The organism is Primorskyibacter sedentarius, from assembly GCF_004342065.1.
Lineage (GTDB): Bacteria > Pseudomonadota > Alphaproteobacteria > Rhodobacterales > Rhodobacteraceae > Primorskyibacter > Primorskyibacter sedentarius.
Map to the genome: position 1 here is coordinate 1 of NZ_SLZU01000021.1, position 20,450 is coordinate 20,450.

Annotated in this window: 20 protein-coding genes; 15 read left to right on the top strand and 5 right to left on the bottom strand. The window is 59.8% G+C overall.

Going from position 1 to position 20,450, the window contains the following annotated elements; genetic code table 11:
• Positions 1 to 326: 326 nt before the first annotated feature.
• Entirely contained in the window at positions 327 to 920 is a 594-nt protein-coding gene (locus tag EDD52_RS19295; protein WP_132248041.1) for a TetR/AcrR family transcriptional regulator, read from the bottom strand.
• Positions 921 to 1,104: 184 nt separating this feature from the next.
• Here EDD52_RS19295 and EDD52_RS19300 point away from each other — a divergent pair, with 184 nt between their 5' ends.
• The 9 genes from EDD52_RS19300 to EDD52_RS19340 all read left to right on the top strand — a co-directional run bounded on the left by EDD52_RS19300 (position 1,105) and on the right by EDD52_RS19340 (position 9,083).
• Positions 1,105 to 1,653, top strand: a complete 549-nt coding sequence (locus tag EDD52_RS19300; RefSeq protein ID WP_132248043.1) for a carboxymuconolactone decarboxylase family protein — start codon at positions 1,105 to 1,107, stop codon at positions 1,651 to 1,653.
• A 94-nt stretch (positions 1,654 to 1,747) separates the two neighbouring features.
• Positions 1,748 to 2,212, top strand: a complete 465-nt coding sequence (locus tag EDD52_RS19305; RefSeq protein ID WP_132248045.1) for a nuclear transport factor 2 family protein — start codon at positions 1,748 to 1,750, stop codon at positions 2,210 to 2,212.
• Positions 2,213 to 2,224: 12 nt separating this feature from the next.
• The gene (locus EDD52_RS19310; RefSeq protein ID WP_132248047.1) at positions 2,225 to 2,821 is read left to right on the top strand and encodes a pyridoxamine 5'-phosphate oxidase family protein; all 597 of its coding nucleotides are present in this window, start codon (positions 2,225 to 2,227) and stop codon (positions 2,819 to 2,821) included.
• Positions 2,822 to 2,894: 73 nt separating this feature from the next.
• On the top strand, positions 2,895 to 3,989 hold the full coding sequence (locus EDD52_RS19315; protein ID WP_132248049.1) for an AraC family transcriptional regulator: 1,095 nt from the start codon (positions 2,895 to 2,897) through the stop codon (positions 3,987 to 3,989).
• An 80-nt stretch (positions 3,990 to 4,069) separates the two neighbouring features.
• Positions 4,070 to 4,444, top strand: coding sequence for a hypothetical protein (locus EDD52_RS19320; protein WP_132248051.1), 375 nt, complete (start codon positions 4,070 to 4,072; stop codon positions 4,442 to 4,444).
• A gap of 184 nt (positions 4,445 to 4,628) precedes the next feature.
• Positions 4,629 to 5,477 carry a cysteine hydrolase family protein gene (locus EDD52_RS19325; RefSeq protein WP_132248053.1) on the top strand — a complete coding sequence of 283 codons (849 nt, stop codon included), beginning with the start codon at positions 4,629 to 4,631 and terminating at the stop codon, positions 5,475 to 5,477.
• 54 nt (positions 5,478 to 5,531) lie between these two features.
• Positions 5,532 to 6,014 carry a YHS domain-containing (seleno)protein gene (locus EDD52_RS19330; protein ID WP_132248055.1) on the top strand — a complete coding sequence of 161 codons (483 nt, stop codon included), beginning with the start codon at positions 5,532 to 5,534 and terminating at the stop codon, positions 6,012 to 6,014.
• Positions 6,015 to 6,385: 371 nt separating this feature from the next.
• Positions 6,386 to 6,967 carry a hemerythrin domain-containing protein gene (locus EDD52_RS19335; RefSeq protein ID WP_132248057.1) on the top strand — a complete coding sequence of 194 codons (582 nt, stop codon included), beginning with the start codon at positions 6,386 to 6,388 and terminating at the stop codon, positions 6,965 to 6,967.
• A gap of 337 nt (positions 6,968 to 7,304) precedes the next feature.
• Complete coding sequence (locus EDD52_RS19340; protein ID WP_132248059.1) at positions 7,305 to 9,083, top strand: SLC13 family permease; 1,779 nt, start codon at positions 7,305 to 7,307, stop codon at positions 9,081 to 9,083.
• 172 nt (positions 9,084 to 9,255) lie between these two features.
• Here the strand turns inward: EDD52_RS19340 and EDD52_RS19345 are convergent, their stop codons facing one another.
• Positions 9,256 to 10,914, bottom strand: coding sequence for a winged helix-turn-helix domain-containing tetratricopeptide repeat protein (locus EDD52_RS19345; protein WP_165907592.1), 1,659 nt, complete (start codon positions 10,912 to 10,914; stop codon positions 9,256 to 9,258).
• A gap of 340 nt (positions 10,915 to 11,254) precedes the next feature.
• Here EDD52_RS19345 and EDD52_RS19350 point away from each other — a divergent pair, with 340 nt between their 5' ends.
• A complete protein-coding gene (locus tag EDD52_RS19350; RefSeq protein WP_243652022.1) occupies positions 11,255 to 12,574 on the top strand; it encodes a tetratricopeptide repeat protein in 1,320 nt (439 codons plus the stop codon).
• 77 nt (positions 12,575 to 12,651) lie between these two features.
• Here EDD52_RS19350 and EDD52_RS19355 read toward each other — a convergent pair whose 3' ends face one another.
• Complete coding sequence (locus tag EDD52_RS19355; RefSeq protein ID WP_132248063.1) at positions 12,652 to 13,962, bottom strand: HipA domain-containing protein; 1,311 nt, start codon at positions 13,960 to 13,962, stop codon at positions 12,652 to 12,654.
• Positions 13,959 to 14,246 (bottom strand): helix-turn-helix domain-containing protein, encoded by a 288-nt coding sequence (locus EDD52_RS19360; RefSeq protein ID WP_132248065.1) that lies wholly within the window; start codon positions 14,244 to 14,246, stop codon positions 13,959 to 13,961. The genes EDD52_RS19355 and EDD52_RS19360 overlap by 4 nt, the downstream gene beginning before the upstream one ends.
• A 411-nt stretch (positions 14,247 to 14,657) precedes the next feature.
• Between EDD52_RS19360 and EDD52_RS19365 the strand changes: the two genes are divergently transcribed.
• The 5 genes from EDD52_RS19365 to EDD52_RS19385 all read left to right on the top strand — a co-directional run bounded on the left by EDD52_RS19365 (position 14,658) and on the right by EDD52_RS19385 (position 19,154).
• Positions 14,658 to 15,227 (top strand): carboxymuconolactone decarboxylase family protein, encoded by a 570-nt coding sequence (locus EDD52_RS19365; RefSeq protein WP_132248067.1) that lies wholly within the window; start codon positions 14,658 to 14,660, stop codon positions 15,225 to 15,227.
• Positions 15,228 to 15,605: 378 nt separating this feature from the next.
• Positions 15,606 to 16,250, top strand: a complete 645-nt coding sequence (locus EDD52_RS19370) for a DsbA family oxidoreductase (protein WP_132248069.1) — start codon at positions 15,606 to 15,608, stop codon at positions 16,248 to 16,250.
• A gap of 3 nt (positions 16,251 to 16,253) precedes the next feature.
• A complete protein-coding gene (locus EDD52_RS19375) occupies positions 16,254 to 16,853 on the top strand; it encodes a TetR/AcrR family transcriptional regulator (protein ID WP_132248071.1) in 600 nt (199 codons plus the stop codon).
• A gap of 538 nt (positions 16,854 to 17,391) precedes the next feature.
• Positions 17,392 to 18,684, top strand: coding sequence for an SDR family oxidoreductase (locus tag EDD52_RS19380; RefSeq protein WP_132248073.1), 1,293 nt, complete (start codon positions 17,392 to 17,394; stop codon positions 18,682 to 18,684).
• Positions 18,681 to 19,154: a DUF2269 family protein gene (locus EDD52_RS19385; protein ID WP_132248075.1), complete on the top strand. Its 474-nt coding sequence runs from the start codon at positions 18,681 to 18,683 to the stop codon at positions 19,152 to 19,154. Before EDD52_RS19380 ends, EDD52_RS19385 begins: the two co-directional genes overlap by 4 nt.
• A 509-nt stretch (positions 19,155 to 19,663) precedes the next feature.
• Here the strand turns inward: EDD52_RS19385 and EDD52_RS19390 are convergent.
• Entirely contained in the window at positions 19,664 to 20,428 is a 765-nt protein-coding gene (locus tag EDD52_RS19390) for a DeoR/GlpR family DNA-binding transcription regulator (RefSeq protein WP_132248077.1), read from the bottom strand.
• Between the last annotated feature and the right edge of the window lie 22 nt (positions 20,429 to 20,450).

Genomic DNA, 20,450 nt, shown 5'->3' on the forward strand with positions numbered 1-20,450 from the left:
TTTTCCCGTGCGGGTCGTCAGCCCTGGTGGCTACTATCTCGTGACGCCTTGGGACAAGATAGACTTGCCCCGGGTGCAGTTGTTTCGTGATTGGGCGATGGGGCAGATCTGATCGGATGTGCAACATGAATCTGTCACTTTTAGTGCCACCACAGGTGCTCGTTTAGCCAAACTATGGCGCGACTGACATCATGCAAAGCGAGTGCATAGCCGCGATGTAGCTCCTGTGTGCCGATCTCGGCGACATGGCAGGTGAAGGCATTCGCGAGTCGGACCGACCCTATCTACATTTAATACACTGATAAATAATGCTTATTTGGTGACGACTACGTGCCCTCGACGGTGCTTAGCCGTGCAGCATTGATCAATGTGCGAGCCATGTCCCGTGCCAGTACGGCGGCCTCGGGCATGTTCCGGACATGCGCCGTGGCAATTGCGCCTTCCTTCAACAGTGCGAGGCATTCTGCCATCTGTTCCGGCTCTGGCAGTTGCGCCTCGCGGCATGTCTTTTCCAGGTAATCCACGATCCGCCTCTTGTGCTCGGACGCCACGCGATGCGCGGGGTGGTCATGCGCTGCAAACTCGCTTGCCGCGTTGATGAAAGCACAGCCCGAGAACCCCAGATCCTTGAACGCCTTGCCGCGAAACCAGTCCTCCAGCGCGTCGAACATCGCCAACAGACGTTCTCCGGGGTCGGCCGAGGCCTTCTCCATCTCGGACATCAGCCAGTTTCGAAAGCGTTCGTCCCGCAACTGCAACGCGGCAAGGATCAACTCGTCCTTGGACCGGAAATGCTTGTAGAGGGTCATCTTCGCAACCCCCGATTCGGCCAGGATCTTGTCGATTCCTGTGGCATGGAAGCCGTGCAGGTAGAAAAGCTTCAGGGCGGTTTCCACAAGATCGTCCCGGCGCTTGTTCAAGAGATTCTCCCCTCAGTTCAGACAGTTCTGTCTACTTATTTATCAATTCAGTCCACTTATCAATGGAAATTGAACATTCTCGGCACATCACAATCGGACAAAGGGATTTGACAAATAGACAGACTTGTCTGTTTATATAGCGACGCCGCAAGGCGATTTGTCACAAACAGAGATGAGAGAGACCATGACACGTATCCCCCTTCCCGCTTCCATCGAAGACGCCCCGGCTGCGGCCCGCCCGCTGCTCGAGGGGGTCAAGGCACAGCTCGGCTTGGTGCCGAACCTGTTCCGCATCACCGCCAACAGCCCTGCTGCCCTCGGCGGCTACCTCGAACTGAACGGTGCGCTCGCGAAGGGCGAACTACCCGCCGCTACGCGAGAGCGCATCGCGCTGGCTGTCGCCCAGAGGAACGGTTGCGACTACTGCCTGTCGGCGCACAGCTACATCGGCAAGAACATGGCCAAGCTCGACGATGCCGAGATTGCTGCCAACCGGCGCGGCGGCTCTTCCGATCCAAAGGCCGACGCCGCAGTTCGCTTTGCCGTGTCCTTGGTAGAGGCGCGCGGCAGCGTCACCGATGCCGAGGTCAAGGCCGTAAAACTCGCGGGCTACAACGACGCTCAAATCGTCGAGATCGTGGCCCATGTCGCGCTTAACACGCTGACCAACTACCTCAACGAGGCGTTTGGTACCCCGATCGATTTCCCGGTCGTGAGCGCCGACGCCGCCTGATCCCGCTGTCCCCCAGGTCCCCCCACGGCGTCCCGGCATTTTCCCAGTCCCTCACCGCCCGCCGGGGCGCCCGCTTTTTCCAATGGAGCCGCACATGTCCCGCCCACCAATTCCCCCGTTCACCGCCGACACCGCTGCGAAAAAGGTCCGCCTCGCCGAAGATGCCTGGAACAGTCGCCAGCCCGAGCAAGTCGCGCAGGCCTATACGCCCGACAGCCAGTGGCGCAACCGCGCCGAGCGCTTCTCGGGGCGCGGTGCCATTGTCGATTTCCTGACCCGCAAATGGGCCCGCGAACACGAATACCGGCTGATCAAGGAACTCTGGTCGCAGGAAGGCAACCGCATCGCCGTGCGCTTTGCCTACGAGTACCGCGATGACAGCGGTTCCTGGTTCCGGGCCTATGGCAACGAGAACTGGGAATTCGCCGCGGACGGCCGGATGCAGCGGCGCATTGCCTCGATCAACGATCTGCCAATCGCCGAGAGTGAGCGGTTGATGCGCTGGCCGCAGGGGCGGCGTCCCGACGATCACCCCGGCCTGTCCGAGCTGGGCCTGTAAGGAGAGACAGTCATGGCCAAAGCCTATGCGAACATCGCCTTCACCCCCGCCGTGCGTGCCATGCAGGCGCGTCACGGTTCGGCCGACATATACGCTCGCATGCTTTCGGACGCGTCACAGGAAGGCGATCAACTGACCGAACGTGAAGCTGCCTTTCTCCGCGCCCGTGACGGGATCTTTCAAGCCACGGTCAGCGAAACCGGCTGGCCCTATGTCCAGTTCCGCGGCGGTGCGCCGGGGTTCCTGAATGTCATCGATCCGCAGACGGTGGCCTATGCCGATTACCGCGGAAACAAGCAGTATATCAGCACCGGCAACTTGCAAAACAACGACCGCGTCTCGATCCTTGCCATTGATTTCGCGCGACGCCGGAGGCTCAAGCTGCTGGGTCATGCGCGGATCGCGGTCGATCCCACGGTCATCGCTTACCTGAACCCGCCCGACGGGCCAAAAGCAGACCGCGCCATCGTCATTCGCGTCGCCGCCTTCGACTGGAACTGCCCTCAGCACATCCCGGTGCGCCGCACCGATGCCGAACATGGCAACGAAATCGACCGACTACGCGCCCGCATCACTGAGTTGGAAAAAATGCGCTGCGCTTCAGTCTGACCCCCTTCTGCGCCGCCCCCGGATATCCCGGGAGCGGCATTGTTCACTAAGCCGCATCGCTATGGAGTTTGCCATGCCCAGTGTCACTTCCGCCTTTGTTCATGCCATCACCTCCGCCGCCGGAATGACTGTCACGCCAGAAGGGCAGGTCCTTTCAGGATCCAAGGTCATTTGCCAGCTTCCGCCGCTCACCGACGGTTATATCAACGACGAAAGTCATTTCGGCCTGATCGATCTTGTCGCCGCGCACCACCCCGACCGCGTAACACTGATCGCAGCCTATGCCGATGCGATCCGCGTGGACGATCTCGGGGTGCTCGGGCTTGCGTTGAAAACTGCACCGACCCTTGGTGCCTCACTGGCGCGGCTGGAACGGTATTTCCGCCTGCTGAGTGACACGGCCACCTATTGGCTGGACCGCCAAGACGACCAAGCGACTCTGGTCATCGAAGGCTGCACGCCCGACCATGCAGCCCTGACCCTGCGCAACGAATGCGCGCTGGCCGCAGTCGCCTGCAACATGCGGGCCTTCGTACGCGACGGGCTGCCGCTGGAATGCGTGACCTTTCGCCATACCTGCCCGGACGATCCCGCGCGGTACGGGGAACATTTCGGGTGCCCGGTGATCTTTGGCGCCGCCCGTGACGCCATCGTGATGCCGAAACGGGCAATGAACCTGCCAAACCGCATAGGCGACGTGGCGATCTCGGACTTCCTCACCCGACATCTCGATCGCGAACTGGAGGCCGTATTGAACGTGCCGCCGCTGCGAGCCGACCTTTTCCGTCGCCTGCCCAGGGCGCTCAGCACCGGGGTGCCGCAGGCCGCGACCATCGCGCATGAGATCGGCATGAGCGAGCGCACGTTCTTCCGTCGACTTGCCGAAGAAGGCACGACCTACCGTGACGTGGTACGCGATGTGCAGATCCGTCTTGCACGCGACCTGCTGAAACACGGCGATTGCAGCATCGCCGAAGTCGCCTTCCTGACCGGATTTGCCGAGCAGAGCACATTTGGCCGCGCCTTCAAGCGCTGGGTCGGGCAGGCCCCGGCGCAGTATCGCAAGGCCGCGTCTGACCGCTTGGCTGCGCCTGGCGCGGCTGTCATGGCGGGCGCGGCCCAAAGACTGGCAGGTGTGGCCGATACTGCCCAAGCGGTGCCGGTTTAACCTGATGTCATCGGAACGGAACACCTCTTCCAGCCACCGCAGTGCACCCCGCCGCCCCAGGAAACCGAAAGGCCCGAATTATGGAACCCTTCTTCCCGCCCCATCGCGCGCACCAAGATAAACCTGCCTCCCGCCGCCGTCGCCCCGCACGCTTTGCCTCACTCAAAAGCCGTGACGCGAAGGATATGACGTCTCTGCTGATCTCGGCCACCGCTTGTGCACTGACCACCGGCGCGTTTGCAACGCTGATCATGATGTCGGCCCCTGCCTACGCCGGAACAGCGGTCACGGATGGCACCGAAAGTTCGCCGGATAAAACCGCCGCCACCGAATGGCTTTATCCGGCGCACGCCGTCCCGGGCGATGATCCCGCGCCCGTCCCGTTCAGCGGTCCGCGCGGCCTCGAAATGCTGCCGGTCTGCACCTGCACCCTGCCCTTGGCCCAGACGAACTGAGCCTAACTCGTGCGGCCCGACGGCGGCACGGCACCCCAGAAAAGCGAGCTTGTCCATTGCCGCGGCGCCCCTGCCTCTGCGACCGGATCAGCCTTGCGTAACGCTGGGATCATGCTGACCTGACAGCGCCTCGGCGCTGCCCCCTCGCACCACCCTTATCCAACCCTCATCAAGGAGAGAGACGATGAAACACCACGACCACGAAAACTGCGGTTGCAACCTCACGCCCCAGCATGTCGACATGGCCCGGCGCCGCCTGCTGGCGGGAGCCGCCGCCAGCAGTGTCGCAGCGGTCGCGGGCGCGTCGGCCAACGCCGCCACGCCTGAGGCCCGCTCGCTCTACGCCGACCCGGCCGACCCAGGTCTGCCGCAGATTGACATGGACGTCGTCCCGGGCCGCACTGCTCTGGTCGTGACCGACCCGCAGATCGATTTCCTGTCCGAGGATGGCGTCACCTGGGGCGTGGTCGGCGAAAGCGTGACCGAACAGGGCACCGTCGACAATATCGAGCGCCTCTTCGCCGCCGCCAAATCCGCAGGAATGCCGGTCTTCATCTCCCCGCACTACTACTATCCGCACGACCACAAATGGCATTTCGAAGGCACGCTGGAAAAGACCATGCATTCGATCGGCATGTTTGACCGTCCCGGGCCGCTCGACCTGACGGATTTTGACGGCTCCGGCGCCGACTGGATGCCGCAGTACAAAAAATATATCGAGGACGGCGATACCGTCATCTGTTCGCCGCACAAAGTCTACAGCCCGGCGCAGAACGACCTGAACCTGCAGCTGCGCAAGCGCGGCATCGACAAGGTGATCCTGGCTGGAATGTCGGCCAACCTCTGCACCCAGGCCCATCTCTACGAGTTGCTGGAACTGGGCTACGAGGTCGCCGTGGTGCGCGACGCCACCGCCGGCGCCAAAGTGCCCGAAGGCGACGGATACCTCGCTGCCATCATCAATTTCCGAATGGTTGCCAACGGCGTCTGGTGGACAGACGACGCTGTGACCCGCATCGCTCGCGGCGCGTAGGCGGCGCAGCACTCCCAATCCCTGACCCAAACTCGAAAACAAAGGACCAAACCCATGACCAGACTTACGCTCACTGCCGTGCTGTCCGCAGCCCTGATCTCGCTCTCCCCGGCCGCCTTCGCCGCTGACGAATATAATGTGAACAACGGGTTGACCCTGACCGGTCATCCGCTGGGGATGCACGGGTTCGATCCGGTTTCGATGTTCGAAGCCGAAGCGCCCCAAATCGGTGACGCAAAGTTCACCTCGGAACATGACGGGGTGGATTACTACTTTGCCAGCGCCGAGACCAAGGCCGCCTTCGACGCCGACCCCGCGGCCATGCTGCCCCAGTTCGGCGGCTTTTGCGCCTTCGGTGTCTATGCAGGCAAGAAACTGGACGGCGACGTGCGCTATGCGGACATCGTCGACGGCAAGCTCTACCTGTTCGTGAACCAGTCTATCTTCGAGAAGTATCTCGAAGATCGCGCCACGATCATTGACGGCGCCTTCGCCAAGTGGCCGGAGATCATGGAAACTCCGGTGGGTGATCTCTGACCAGACCCAAGTGACCCAAGCTGGGCCGCCAAGTCCTCCGGGCGGTCCGGCAACTCGACAATCGAATGGGGGCTACCGGGCTCGGATGCAGGACACAGCGCCGGAAGACGACGATTTCGTCGGCTCATTGGGAGGTAACCGTGCGGCTTGTCGCAGCAACTGGGCGAGATCAAACCTAAAATTGCCAAGCCGAGAGTAGTTTAGCAAGGGCATCTTCCGGAGGAAAAGCAGAGCAATAAAGGCCTTTCACCGAAAAGACGAATTGCACCAACACCGGTTGCGGACACTCCAGAGGCTGAAGTGCCTTAATTGTCGCTGGATACGGCTGACCCGGCGGTTGGAAATTTACCTCACGCCGCTATGTATGGTTGATGAATGATCTTTCGAACCTCCCGCTTGACAACCTGAGCCTGAACGAAGCGGCTCGTCCCAAGGCGCCATCCGTGCCGGAGGCAACTGAGCTGCACCGTCAGCAGGGGCTGCAACTGGCCGCGATTCACAATCATTACCTGAACGAGATGGCCCAGATCGGTGCTGTATTGGCGCGGATTGAAGCGAAAGATGCCCCACCCGAGCACCTTAAGCGCATCGTGCTTTCGCTCGACATGACTGAGAATTTACGCGGGTTCGGGTCCCTTTGCGGGCGAGAATGCCGGGTGCTGAAGTTTCACCACGACATTGAAAGCGCCGACGTATTTCCAAGGGTCGAGGCAGCGGGCGGCGGTAGGTTTCGCGAAGTCGTGGCGAAACTGAAGGCCGAACATGAGGTGGTACATGAATTGATTATCCGCCTGAACCGCGCAGCCGATGCACTGACCGACGACCCATCAGAGGCAAATTTCGCGCATGCCGCTGCTGCGTTCCGCAAGCTGGAAGAGGTCGTGCGCTCTCATTTTGGCTACGAAGAAACCGAATTGGCCGAAGCCATCGGCTATTATTTGGGTTCGATCTGAAATCGTCTCGGTCTGTGCGCCAACAACACTGTGTTGCAAAGTCCAATGTTGGGTGCGGCTGCAAAGGCTCCGACCGGTCGCAATTGGTGAGTTGATATGAGATCAGCTGCGCCCGGTCTGACGCGCTGACCGGCTCGGCACGTGCGCGGCAAGAACCTTGCGCAATTATAGCCTTGCTATGCGTTGGAGCGAGGGCAGGAAATCCCTCTTCTCGCGCCCTTTGATTGGTGGCATTGTCAAACGTCACTAAGAGGGTGCGGCGGAGGCCATCAGCCACGCGCCACCTGCGCCTTGCCGTCGGCGCCTGTACAGCGCGGCGTTTACCCGGGTGCCACCCATGCTCTTCGATCTCGGTTCCTACGCGCCTCAGGGCGCCCTTCTTCTGGTGGCTGGCGTCTTCGCCCTGTTCCTGACCGAACGCTTCGCCGCCGAGGTCACTGCTCTTGGCGGTGTGGCGGTGGCGCTGCTGCTTGGTCTCGTCAGCACCGACGACCTGCTCAAGGCGCTGAGCAACTCCGCCCCCGCCACTATCGGCGCTATGTTCGTGCTGAGCGCCGCGCTTGTGCGCACCGGCGTGCTCGAGGCCGTGGCCGAGGCGCTGAGCCGCGGCATGGTCCGGCGCCCAAGGCTGACGATCCTGCTCTTCTTCGCGCTGGCGGCCATCGCATCAGCCTTCATGAACAACACGCCAGTGGTAATGATCCTGATCCCGGTGGTCTTCGGACTGGCCCGCCAGCTTGGCACAAGCGCCTCTCGGTTTCTCATGCCGCTCAGCTTTGTGGTGATCATGGGCGGCACCTGCACGCTTATCGGCACCTCAACGAACATCCTTGTGGACGGTGTCGCCCGGGATCTCGATCTGGCGCCTTTCACGCTGTTCGAGATCGCCCCTCTCGGCATCACGCTGGCATTGCTGGGCAGCCTCTTTCTCGCGGTCGCCGCGCCGCGCCTGCTGCCCGAACGGATGGCGCTGGCCGAGGCGCAGGCGCCACGTAGCGGGCGGTCGTGGCGGGTCGAACTCTTCGTGCCGGCCGCCTCGCCGCTTATCGGACGCAGGGTCGCCGACATATCCGATTTCCGGCGCAGCGGTACACGGCTTGTCGACCTGATCCGCGAGGACGTATCGCTGCGGCGTAACCTGCGATCCGAGGTGCTCACCCTTGGCGACAGGGTCGTGTTGCACACCTCTGATGCCGAAGTGGCGGGCTACCGGTCAGAGGGGTCGCGCAGCCTCGCCATTCCCGGCCTGGAGCCGGCCAACGCACGACGTCACAAGGTTATCGAAGCGCTGGTAAAGGACCGGAAGGGGGCGGTCGCCGAGCTTGGTTGGCGGCGCAGCCACGGTGTCTACCCGATCGCCCTGCACCGACAGGGCAGCACGCGCGATCTTCTGGACGACCGGCTGCAGCTGCAACCGGGCGATACAGTGCTTCTGGACGGGTCGGCTGAGGACATCGCACGCCTCGCGCGAGACGAGGATCTGATCCTGCTTGCCCCGTTGCAGGCGCGCGCTTTCCGGCGTGGCAAGGCACCGATTGCGCTGGCAGTTCTGACGATGGTGGTGCTCGGCGCGGCGCTGGAGCTTGCACCGATCCTGCCGCTGGCGATCATCGGCGCGGCCATCGTGCTGCTGACCCGCTGCGTCGAGCCCGACGAAGGTATCGGCGCCATTGACGGCCGCCTGCTCTTGCTGATTGTCAGCATGCTGGTTCTGGGCACCGCGATGGAGCGCAGCGGGGCGATGGACCTTATCGTAAGCGGGCTCTCGGGGCCGCTGGCGCAGCTGAGCCCGATCCTCGCGCTGGCGCTGATCTACGCTGTCACGTCGGTGTTGACCGAGGTGGTGACCAACAACGCAGTCGCAGTGATCATGACCCCGATCGCCGTCGGCGTGGCTGGCGCGCTGGGGCTGGACGCCCGGGCCTTTGTCGTGGTCGTCATGTTTGGCGCCAGCGCCAGTTTCGCGGCCCCGATCGGCTATCAGACCAACACGATGGTCTACAACGCCGGCGGCTACCGCTTCACCGATTTCCTGCGACTGGGCCTGCCGATGAATATCATGGCTGGCGTGGTCACCGTCCTGCTGGCGCCGGTCTTCTGGCCATTGCAGCCGTAGAGGTGCAAGGCTGGAAGGGCTCTGCTCATGGCGTGGATGCCCCTCCCGAGGGCATCGCAATGTGCCATTGTAGTGAGTGTTGAAGCCATCGACAGAGCCACAGGAATGGGAACTGAAAGCCGCGTGAGAGATACAGTTGCTAAGTAGGACTTTGTTCGAAACTTGCGCGATCTTACTCGATTCCTGCCATGCGATAGGACTCCTCAAGAAAGGCGCGCATCGACGGATCACGCTCGATCGCGCTTGCCATCAGGGCTCCCAGCGTCACTTCGTACCCGAGTGTTTCATACTCGGCAAGCATCCAGTCGGCATCGTCCAGCCGTCCAAGTCGGGCATAAATGGCTACAAGTGTGCGCAGGCAATAAGGGCTGTTCGGCATCTGCTGGGTGCAAGTCAGAACCGCGTCTTCGGCTTCTTCGTATTTACCCAGATGAAACAACGTGTTGCTTAGCCCAATGTAGTACCAGAAAGGAGGCAACGGGTGCGTTGCCATCACACTTTCGAAAATCGGCAACGCGTCTTCGGGATGACCTGCCATGGTGGTGACGATGGCATAGTAGATCCGCGCATCATCGTTGGCGGGCTGCAGAGACATGGCCGTGCGGAGGTGCTTCAGCGCTGCAGCGGTGTCTCCTGTCGGGACAACCGAATGAAGCCGCCCAAGCGCGTAGTGGGCAAGCCACAACTCAGGATCAAGTTCCAACGCCTTCCGAGCAAAGTAGAACGCCTTTTCGGCATCTGCGCTCGAAAGCACGATCCAGCCGTTTTCCAACCGGATCGCGTAGGCAGCGGCAAGCTCGGCATAGGCGCGAGCATAGTCTGGGTCGTGTTCCAACGCGCGGCGCAGGAATCTCTCGGCGGAAAGGCTTCCGTCATAGGTGAACGCACTGAGTTCGCGGCGCGCACGCATCACGTCTTCGAAAGCGGCGGGGTCAGATGTGCCGCCGAGCGACAGCCGCTGGCGGTCACGCGTATCAAGTGTGATGTGCATCGCTTCCACAAGCGCTTCTGGCAACGTCTGGCGATATGCGAGGAAATTGTTGCGGGCGCCCTGGAAACGGTCTGCCCAGACGGTAGTACCGTCAGAGCCGTCGATAAGTTGCACTGATACCGCTATTTCTGCTCCATCCTCGCGCACGCTTCCGGCAATCAGATAGCGCGCCTTGAGCGACTGTGACAATTCGACCGGGCTGTCCAGAACCGCCGCCATTGCGTGCGTCTGAGCTTGTGACACAATCCCTATTCCCGACATTTCGGCCAAGCGGATTTCGAGATCGTCCGAAAGGCCCGCCGCAAGAAAACGGTTTTGCCCAGCGTCCGCCGCGAACGGCAGAATGGCCACACTTTCATGCTGGCCTGCGACCGGGAGAGCCAAAGAGGTTTCCGGTGCGGCCCAACGGGGTTCGTCGAGCCAGAAATTGACGCTGAGAATTGTCGCCGCACAGGCAGCAGCCAGCCAGAGCCATAGCATCCTGCGAGGCAGAGCCTGGGTCGACCCTGCGGGTTCGCTTACATTCAGACGGTATCCCTGCTTCGGAAATGTTTCGACGATCTGGTGTTTTTTATCGCCCAGGACCTTCCGGATATCGGCAATACAGCGGGCGATGCTCTCGTCAGTGGCAATCGCGTCGGGCCAGACCAACTCGCTCAACCGGTCCTTGCTGAGAACGCGGCCCCGTTCTTTCAACAGTACCTCGAGCATACGCAGCGGCTTTGCCCGGAGCGTTACAGTCCGTCCTTCGGCATCGAGCAATTGGCCATCAAGCCAAAAGTAATTCACCCCGCCGAGGCGGATGGGTTCTGCTTGATAATCAACAGGGGGCAGCACCATGTTCGAATGCCCCTTTCGTTCAAGATGATACGTCATTTCCACTTTAGGTGCGAGCAGAATGGGCAGTGCCTGATCCGAAGAGATTTCAAGCCGAATTCAGAACTTTCTCAAGACCTTTTGGGCGCCGTGGGGCACGGATGGCGTCTGCACCCAGGCGCAATTGCAAAGAGCTTCTTCGAGGAGAAATTTTATGACGCGAATTACTATGCGGGCCTCAACAGCCCTTGCGGCGACTCTGACCATCTTTGCCCTCCCGGATGCCGTGAAAGCCCATGGCGTGGATTTGCCCACAAGCTGCAAGGAAGAGGCAGACGCGGCGGTCGACGAGGGCCTTAGCCTGATGCACAACATGATGTACATTCAGGCCGAAGATGCTTTCGATCAGGCAGCCGCATCCGACCCTGATTGCGCCATGGCCCAATGGGGAATCGCGATGGCGAATTTCCATCCGCTTTGGCCAGGGAACCCGTCCCCGGAGGAGACCGCCAAAGGCACCGAAGCCGCCGAGAGACTGGCCGACCTGACCACCGGCAATGATCTGGAGCGTGGACTGACAAAAGCCGCACTTGCCTTTTATGCGCCCGAACACGACGGCTACCGCGCCCAGATCAATGCTTGGGCCGCTGCGCAGATTGACGCCTACGAGGCCAATCCTGACAGTGTAGACGCCGCTGCCTTTGCTGCACTGGCCATGCTCGCCTCCGCTCCTCCAGGCGAGGGCGGGATTGCCATCAATGCGGCCGCCGGAGACCTTCTCGACACGCTCCACAAAAGCGCGCCACACCACCCTGGTGTCATCCACTACGCGATCCACGCCTATGACAATCCGCCGCTCAAAGACCGCGGCGCGCCCTATGCCGTGATTTATGACAAAACAGCTCCGAACGCTGCCCATGCGCTCCACATGCCATCCCACATATTTACCCGCACAGGTGACTGGGCGGCCTCCATTGAGCTCAACCGGCGCTCTGCTGAGGCGGCGATGGAAAGTTCCGACACCATTCTTGAGACCCACTACGTCCACGCTGTCGATTACATGGTTTACGGTCTTCTCCAACTTGATCGGCCCGAGGAAGCGCAAGCGCTGGTGGACAAAATGCTGGCGATGGACAATCATCAGGTCAGCTTTGGCGGCGCTTACGCCTTGGCGGCCTCGCCGCTGCGTCTGCTGCTGGAGCAGGAGAAATGGGCCGAAGCCGGTGCGGTTTCACACGAGCTGCATCCGTCGATCCCATGGGAGAACTTTCCCCAGACCGAAGCGATGCTCTGGTTTGCGAAGGGTATCGGAGCGGCCCGATCAGGTGATCTCGAAGCTGCCCGCGCGGATGTGGTAAAACTTAACGCGCTGCATCAGGTGATGGTCGAGCGTGACCAAGACTACTGGGCGAAGCTGACTGAAGGGCAGATCCTGTCCGTTGATGCATGGATCGAATTGGCTCGTGGAAATGGTGAGCAGGCTGTAAAAATGCAGGAAAAAGCCGCTGATCTGGAAGACAGTATCGGCAAAAGTCCGGTCACGCCTGGTCACGTATTGCCCGCCCGGGAATTGCTTGGAGATATCTATCTTGAATTGGGCGCGCCTGAGAAAGCGGCGGAGGCATATCGCGCCACGCTTGAGCTTTCGCCAAATCGCGCCAGGAGTCTCGCGGCATTGAGGTGAGCAAGTGTCCTCAGAGATCGTTGAACCCGCTATCGCCAGGTTATACAAGTCAAACGGCTTACGTCCTACAAGGCTGCCTAACTCGGCAGCCTGCCCAAGATTCGCAAAGCGTTGTTTTCGATCATCTCCGCGGCCTCCTCGATGTAACCTGCGGTCGCCCTCGGGAAGGACGCGACTTCCCGGGAAACTGGAACACGGGACGCAACCATTCTGTCCACCAGCAGCTCGACGCGTTCAAGGACGCCCGCGGGACGGAAGCCGGAAGTTTCCGAAATCACCCTCCAATCGCGAGGAGCGATATCAGTCGGGCTGCGCCGCCTGCCAGCAATCTTCTGCGCGAACCTCTGGACCACGCCGGGCCATGGCAGAACTGTCGAGACATCGTAGAGCGGCGAGAGCTCAGGCTTTCCGTTCAGGGGTAGCAGCAAAGAATAATTCTTGGCGTGACTGTCCGTGTTGGCCACGAGGATGTTGAAAATGACCTGGTCGAGCAGTGCGAGGGTCCCTTTCGGTCCGAGACGTCGACCTGTACTGAGGATCTCGTGCAAAGACAGGCCAGGGATGGTCCCGTGCTCGTATTTCCGCCCCGGAGGCAAGGCGTTCGTCTGCGCAAAATCCTCCTGGTGGATGCGCAGGAGATTTCCGCCGCGCGTGACCCTTCGGTCGTATCTCAGCACGCAAATTGCCGTGCGATCAGCTGTAGCGATGATGCTGGCCTCTGCGGAGGGTATGCCGATGGCCTTTGCGAGCTTCAGGCAATACACCTCGTTTTCCGTGATCCCCGGAAGGCGCGGGTTGTCTGGCTTGATGATCAGCGTTGACGGGGCTCCTTCTTGCGGAACGGCCAACTGGTCACCTTCCTGCGGAAGCCGCAGAACCGGAGTTCCTTCAGAATCCAATACGGCCAAGGCCGTTTTCTTTTGGCCGCCGGCGAGAGAAAGCCGCACCCCTTCCTCTCCGGCAAGGAAAGGACGCAAGGCGAGATCTTTGAAATGTCGTTCGAGAGCTTCTTTCGGATCTTCGACGTCATAGAGGGTCATCAACGGGGTGTAGCGCCACCTCTCGGGAGCGCTGGGTTCCCCGAATGACAATGCGCCCGCTGTGTCGCCCCCGATCTCCGCAAGAAGGCCGAGGGCGTCACTCTGGGACATGCCAAGCGACCTGGAGAGCACGTCCAGCTGTTCTTCTTCTGGCAGAAGGTTTGCAAGCCACGGAGAAATAACGCTCGAAGGGTGCGTATCTGTGCCGAGCGGCATGCTCATGGAGATCGGGAATGCCCCTCGGGTGTTCTGCCAATCCTTGCTATAGATAAAGCTCAACTCGCCATCCGGGCTTACCTCCACGGTTCCGACCAGAAGGTGTTGAAAGAAGACGGGAACCGATTTCATTCAAACTCACTCAGATCGTAGCCCGACCCGGTGCTCCCGGCTTTCAATTCATCAACCGCAGGATCCTGAAAAAAGGTCGAGACCTTCGTCCCCAGGGATTTTGCGATCCTGTCGAGAGTGCTCAGCCGAGGGTCGCGCTTACCTGTTTCGATCAGTGACAGTGCCGAGATCGACAGTCCGGACAACCGCGCGAGTTCCTTCAGCCCCAGCCCCTCAGCAAGACGCTGACGGCGGATTGCAGCCCCTGTCTGCTCAAGGATCTTCTCACCCTCATGGGCCGTCATGACATCTCTCTTTATCGTTTGCGATAAAAATAGCTTGGTTTTCAGATAAAACCAAGTCCTTTACCTTTTGGGGTAAATTTTCTGGTGACAACGACAGTTCTGAACGATTTTTTATCTTAAAGGATAAATTCGGTCGCGGATCAAACTCGGTTTGACAGCTGAAGGTCTCCCAGCGTCATTGCGAAAGAGCGCCCGCACCCTTCGGGGCGCAACGACCGACGACACCTCCTGGATCAGAAACCGGGCCAGGATCAAAACCGACATCGCGGGCGACAAGGTTGATTGCAACGCCACGGGCTTAACGGCGTCGCTCACGTTTGAGTGACTGCTCAAATATATTCTTGAGTGATCACTCAAAGCTCGTTAGATCGACCTCATCAGACACAAAATCCTCTCCTGAAAGGTCAGACCATGGCAACCTTCCCAATCCATACAATCGAATCCGCCCCCGAAGCCGCGAAACCGCTTCTGGAAACGTCGCTTAAGAACAACGGGCGCATTCCGGGACTGCACGGTACTATGGCCGCGGCCCCGCCCCTGTTGGCAGCATATAATTTTGCCCACCAGCAGTTCATGGCGACTTCCATGACGGACGAGGAAAAAACAGTTGTTTGGCAGACAATCAATGTCGAAAGCAACTGTCACTACTGCGTTCCCGCCCACACCGGCATCGCCAAGATGATGAAAATCGACGACGCCATCACCGAGGCTTTGCGCAACGAAACGCCGCTGCCGACAGCCAAACTCGAAGCTCTACGCAACTTTACCCTGGCGCTGGTGCGTGAGCGTGGGTTTGTCTCCGATGCCGACACGCAGGCGTTCCTGGACGCCGGGTTCACTGAAACAAACATCCTCGAAATCATTCTGGGCACTGCGCAAAAACTGATGTCGAACTACACGAACCATTTTGCCAAGACCCCTGTCGACCAAGTCTTCCAAAAGTTCGCGTGGGAAAAGCAGGTGGCCGTCGCTGCTGAATAAATCAACTGCTGGAGCGGGCCGACCGCTCCGGCACACCCACTTCAAATGAGAGACTGAAGGTTGCCAAGGACCACCCTATTTGCAGGTGTCTGGAGATCATGTCGCATCGCTGGCATGGAGCGGAATACTGCTCAGCACAAATGCGCTTCCAATCCATCGCGGACTTAACAAACATGTTTTGGGCGGCCATGTCAGTCCTCGGATGCCGCCGGTTTTGATACTGATTTTTGCACGACCCGTGGCATCTGGCGCCTATGACACTTATCTCGCATTGCTACTGCTGGCGAACCTCGCGTCTCTGCAGTTCGACACGAATGATTTACGGGTCTGGTTCGGCGGCGCCCGTCCAGCCCATGGCCACAAACGGAGCGTATGAGAATGACCGAACCTTTGCGTATTGATATCGTATCCGATGTCATGTGCCCCTGGTGCATCATCGGGTATCGTCAGCTGTCGAAAGCGCTGGATGCCACTGGCACCCATCACGAAATCCACTGGCATCCATTCGAGTTGAACCCACAAATGCCGCCCGAAGGCCAGAACACCCGCGAGCATATCATCGAAAAATACGGCAGCACGCCTGAGCAATCCGAGCAATCGCGCCAGCAAATGAAAGCACTGGGAAGCGATCTGGGGTTTGCTTTCGAGTGGACAGAAGACTCGCGTATGCACAACACATTCAACACTCATCAACTGTTGCATTGGGCCAATACCCAAGGCCGCATGCATGATCTGAAAATGGCGCTGTTCACCGCCCATTTCACGGATCAACGCAACCTGTCTGACGACGCCGTACTGGTCGATATTGCCGCTGAAATCGGGCTGGACCGTGTCGAGGCCGCCGCCGTGCTTGACGATCAACGATTTGCCAATGACGTGCGCAGCGCCGAACAGTTCTGGCAAAAACAGGGAATTTCCGGCGTGCCCGCCATGGTCTTCGACCGCAAACATCTTGTCACAGGCGCGCAGGGCGTGGAAAATTACACCAGCATTCTTTCGCAACTCGCCGAGATGAAAGGCTAACCCATGGCCCGCGCCGCAAATTATGATCGTGACCGCGCACTCGATGCGGCCATGACCCTGTTCTGGCGCAAGGGCTATCACGCAACGTCTCTGAAGGATCTGGAATCGGCTCTTCAGATGAAACCCGGGAGCATCTACGCTGCTTTTGGCAGCAAGGAAAATCTCTACCTTCTGGCGATCGAGCGTTATTTCGAGGCATCTCGCGATGGTTTTCGCGCGGAAATGGCCAAGGCTGCAACGCCGCTCTCAGGGTTGGCCGCGCAGTTTCAAAACTACGCAGGGCTCGCGCAGGACAATCCAGCGCGGCGGGCCTGTATGTTGATGAAAACAGTTGTGGATACCGCATCCACTGATCCCAAAATAGCTGCCGCATCACAGAAATATCTTGATCAAATGTGCGCAGAGTTTGCCGAGGCCTTCGAGGCTGCCCGTATCGCAGGTGAACTACCGTCCAACGCGGACCCAAGGCGCCTCGCGCTGCGTTTCCAAGCCAATATATCTGCCCTGCGCATCGAAATGCTTCGCGGAACGCCCCGAGACGACATCGTGAAACTCGCCGCTGATATGGCGCAAGAGACGATGGAACTTCGTACTCCAGCATGAGTCCGGACAAGAGCTGGGTCGAATCCAGGTGCAGTTGCGACAATATGAGCGGCAGCTCGGGGGAAGCCGGACCGTGTGAGAGCTATGACCTAATGGGATGAACTGCCTTCCAGCCAAGACCGCAGCTATTGTTGTGGAAACAGCGGAGAGAGGGGAACGTTCCGATGGAGATCGCAGTACTTGGCATTGATCTGGGGAAGACAACCTGCAGTGTTGCAGGGCTTGATAGGGATGGCGCGGGTGTCCTGCAAAGCCGCTTCCAACGACATCGGCTCCAGGCTTTCTTGTCGGGGCTCCCTGAACCGCGCCGAGTTTGCCGGAGGCTCCGACTCTTGAGTAGGATGGAGCATCATGAGCAAGACGACGATCTGGAAACCGATCCCGTTTATTGAGCAGATGCGGATGCTCTTCAGGAAGCCGTCGGAAAGCAAATGCGCTGTTCGAAAGATTATGGCTTCTGCTGGCCTTGATATCTGCTGTTGGAGAAGCGCTCAATCGGGGCGTATTTTCTTCTTCAGTAATCCCAGGAAAGGGTACAATGCCAACTGCTCTTGTTCTTGGAGGCTATGGTCTCATTGGCTCCGCATGTTGTCGGGTTCTCTCCGGGGCCGGTTTTCGCGTCGTGGGTCTTGGCCGTTCGCGCCTTGCCGCCATGGCGACTGCCCCGGACCGGGAATGGATATTCGAGGATATCTCTACGCTCGATGAAACCGCATGGAAAAGGCTCCTCAATGGTGTCGACGTGCTCGTGAACGCCGCAGGTGCACTTCAGGATGGTCCGATGGACGATCTTGATGCTATTCACGCAACAATGCTCGCGCGGCTCTGTGCGGTCGCTCCGCCCGAACTTCGCCTCATCCAGATTTCGGCGGCCGGAGTCTCCCCGGAGGCCTCCACGGAGTTTTTCCGGAGCAAGGCCCGCGGAGACGCGCATGTCGCGTCCGCGCCCTGCGGCTGGGTAATCCTGCGCCCGAGCCTTGTGCTCGCATCCGAGGCCTATGGCGGCACGGCACTCCTACGCGGCGCGGCCGCCATGCCCGGCCTTCTGCCAGTAGTTCTGCCAGACAGCCTGGTCCAGACCGTTCATATCGAAGATTTGGCCGGTGCCGTCCTCGCAGCCGCGCGCGGGGAGATCGCCTCCGGCACGATTGCCGATATCACAGAGAAGGAGGCAAGACCTCTTCCCGAACTCATCCGCAAAATCCGCCGCTGGCAGGGAATTGCTCAGCCGCGTCTGCGCCTTCGCGTCCCGGACGCGATCCTCACACTCACCGGATTCGGCGCGGATATTGTGGGCCGCCTGGGCTGGCGTTCGCCGCTCCGATCTACAGCGCTCGACGTCCTGCGCGACGGCGTCCACGGCGATCCCGGACCCTGGATCGCGGCCGGCGGGACACTGCCCCGCGGCCTCGAAGCGACGCTTGCCGCATTGCCGGCGACGCGGCAGGAGCGTCTCTATGCCCGCCTCTATTTCGCGCTGCCGCTTGCGATAGCATTGCTCTCCATCTTCTGGCTCGCCTCGGGTCTCGTGGCTCTCGCCCAGCCCGCGGCCGCCGCATCGGTGCTCGCGGATGGCGTTCTTCCGGCTTGGGCCGTTGGCGCAATGGTCATTGGCGGAGGCTTGGCCGACATCGCGCTCGGTGTTGCCGTCCTCTGGCGACCGTGGTGCCGGCGGGCAGCGCTCGGCATGGTGGCTGTCTCTGGCGCCTATCTCGCCGGCGGCACGCTCTTCGCACTCGAACTCTGGATCGATCCGCTCGGCCCCTTGGTAAAAGTCCTGCCCTCGATGGCGCTCGCGCTCATCGTCTGGCTGGGGGTCGAGGACCTATGACCTACGATATTCTTCTGTTTCTGCACGTCATTGGCTCCACGGTCCTGCTCGGCACAGGGGCTGGCATCGCCTTCTTCATGGTTGTTTCGAACCGGACCAAAGACCCAGCTCTGATCGCCCACGTTTCCGGAATCGTCGTTCTCGCCGACACAGTATTCACGGCAACTGCGGCCCTGTTTCAACCCATCACCGGTTTCATGCTCGCACGCGAGGTAGGCTGGCCTATCCTTGAGGGCTGGGTCGCTCTCTCGCTTGCTCTCTACGTCTTTGTCGGTCTTTTCTGGCTTCCAGTGGTTTGGATGCAGATTCGCATGCGCGATTTGGCGCGGGTCGCGCGCGATGCCAACCTGAAACTGCCCGATGCATACCATCATCTTTATCGATGGTGGTTCGCCTTCGGGTTTCCGGCCTTCGCCGCAGTTCTGGCGATTTTCTGGTTGATGTTGACGAAATCTGCCATCGGCTGGTGAGGTCTCGTATTGCCGCTGCCGCAACAATATCCTCAGTTTCACGATGTTTGGTATGTTTCTGCATTACGTTTTTGTTTGTGCGACTGCTGCTGCATTTTCTGGTGGGTAGGGTTCGTTGTTTCCAAGCGAGAAACCATGATGCAACCCTATGCCGTTAAGTGCCCAACACAATAGTCGAACGCGAAGTCCGCAATAGCGACCAACACGATTTGCAGACACCCCCTTTTTCTTTGGTCCTCCCCTTTGATCGCCTTTAGGATTCCCGAGCCCCCTCTCGTCCAAGGGACTGCCAACTGTTCGGTAGACGACCTCATAAGCAATTAGCTCATCTCTCGATTTGGGCAGGTTTGTACCGCTCGCAAGGTCTCGACCGGCACGTTGAGCAGATGGGTCACCGCGTCTAAGTGGATTTCCAGCCACCTACGTGTTCTGCGGCCTGTCTCGCCAGGGCGACCTCCACGCCCAAGGACTCGGCGATTGGGTCGGATACTTGCCAAACAAAGGCACAGTCAAACTTGGACAACCTGGCAATCATGACGCGCACAGTTTTCTATAACAGACATTGAAAACGTTGCCCCACTCACGATTACATCGACGTCCCAGACATGCCCTGTCTGACAGGCCAAATCCAATCCGTTCTTCGTGCTGTCCATTACCAGAATACGCTTCCTGGCGCAGTTCGCGATCGCCTTGCGTGCGGTGACTTCATCAGCGTTGTAGTCCATCACCCTGCCCCCCTCTGACAATCCGCCGCAGCTGAATATGGCATAATCGAGGCGGTAGTTTGCGAAGAATTCGAGCGCAGGCGCGCCGATCATATCCAAATCCCGTATTCTTACGGTTCCGCCCGCCAATTCAACCGCGACACCGGGGGCTTGCTGCAAGGCGCAAACAGCGTGAATGCTGTTAGACACGACAAAAAGGTCTTTATGTGAGGCCAAAAAGCGCGCGCAAGTCTCTACAGTTGTGCCGGTCCCCAATGCCACCCGCGCGCCGTCGGGGATCAGGTTCTTGACGGCCAAGGCTATGCGCTGCTTTTCCTGCCGCGCTATCCCTTCGCGCGGCAGATAACCGATATTCTCGCTCTGCTGGCGAAGTCGCACATTGCCGTTGCGGCGCTGAACAAGCCCGGCCTCATCCAGATCGCGAAGATCGGCGCGTATCGTTTGAACCGAGACCGCAAGTTCGGACGAAAGCTCGGTCGCTGAAAGCGCGTCGCTCTCGGACAGGAGCGCGATAATCTGATCTCTTCGCTGGTTAACATCACGTCGCACGGCAATTTCCTTCGGAAAATTC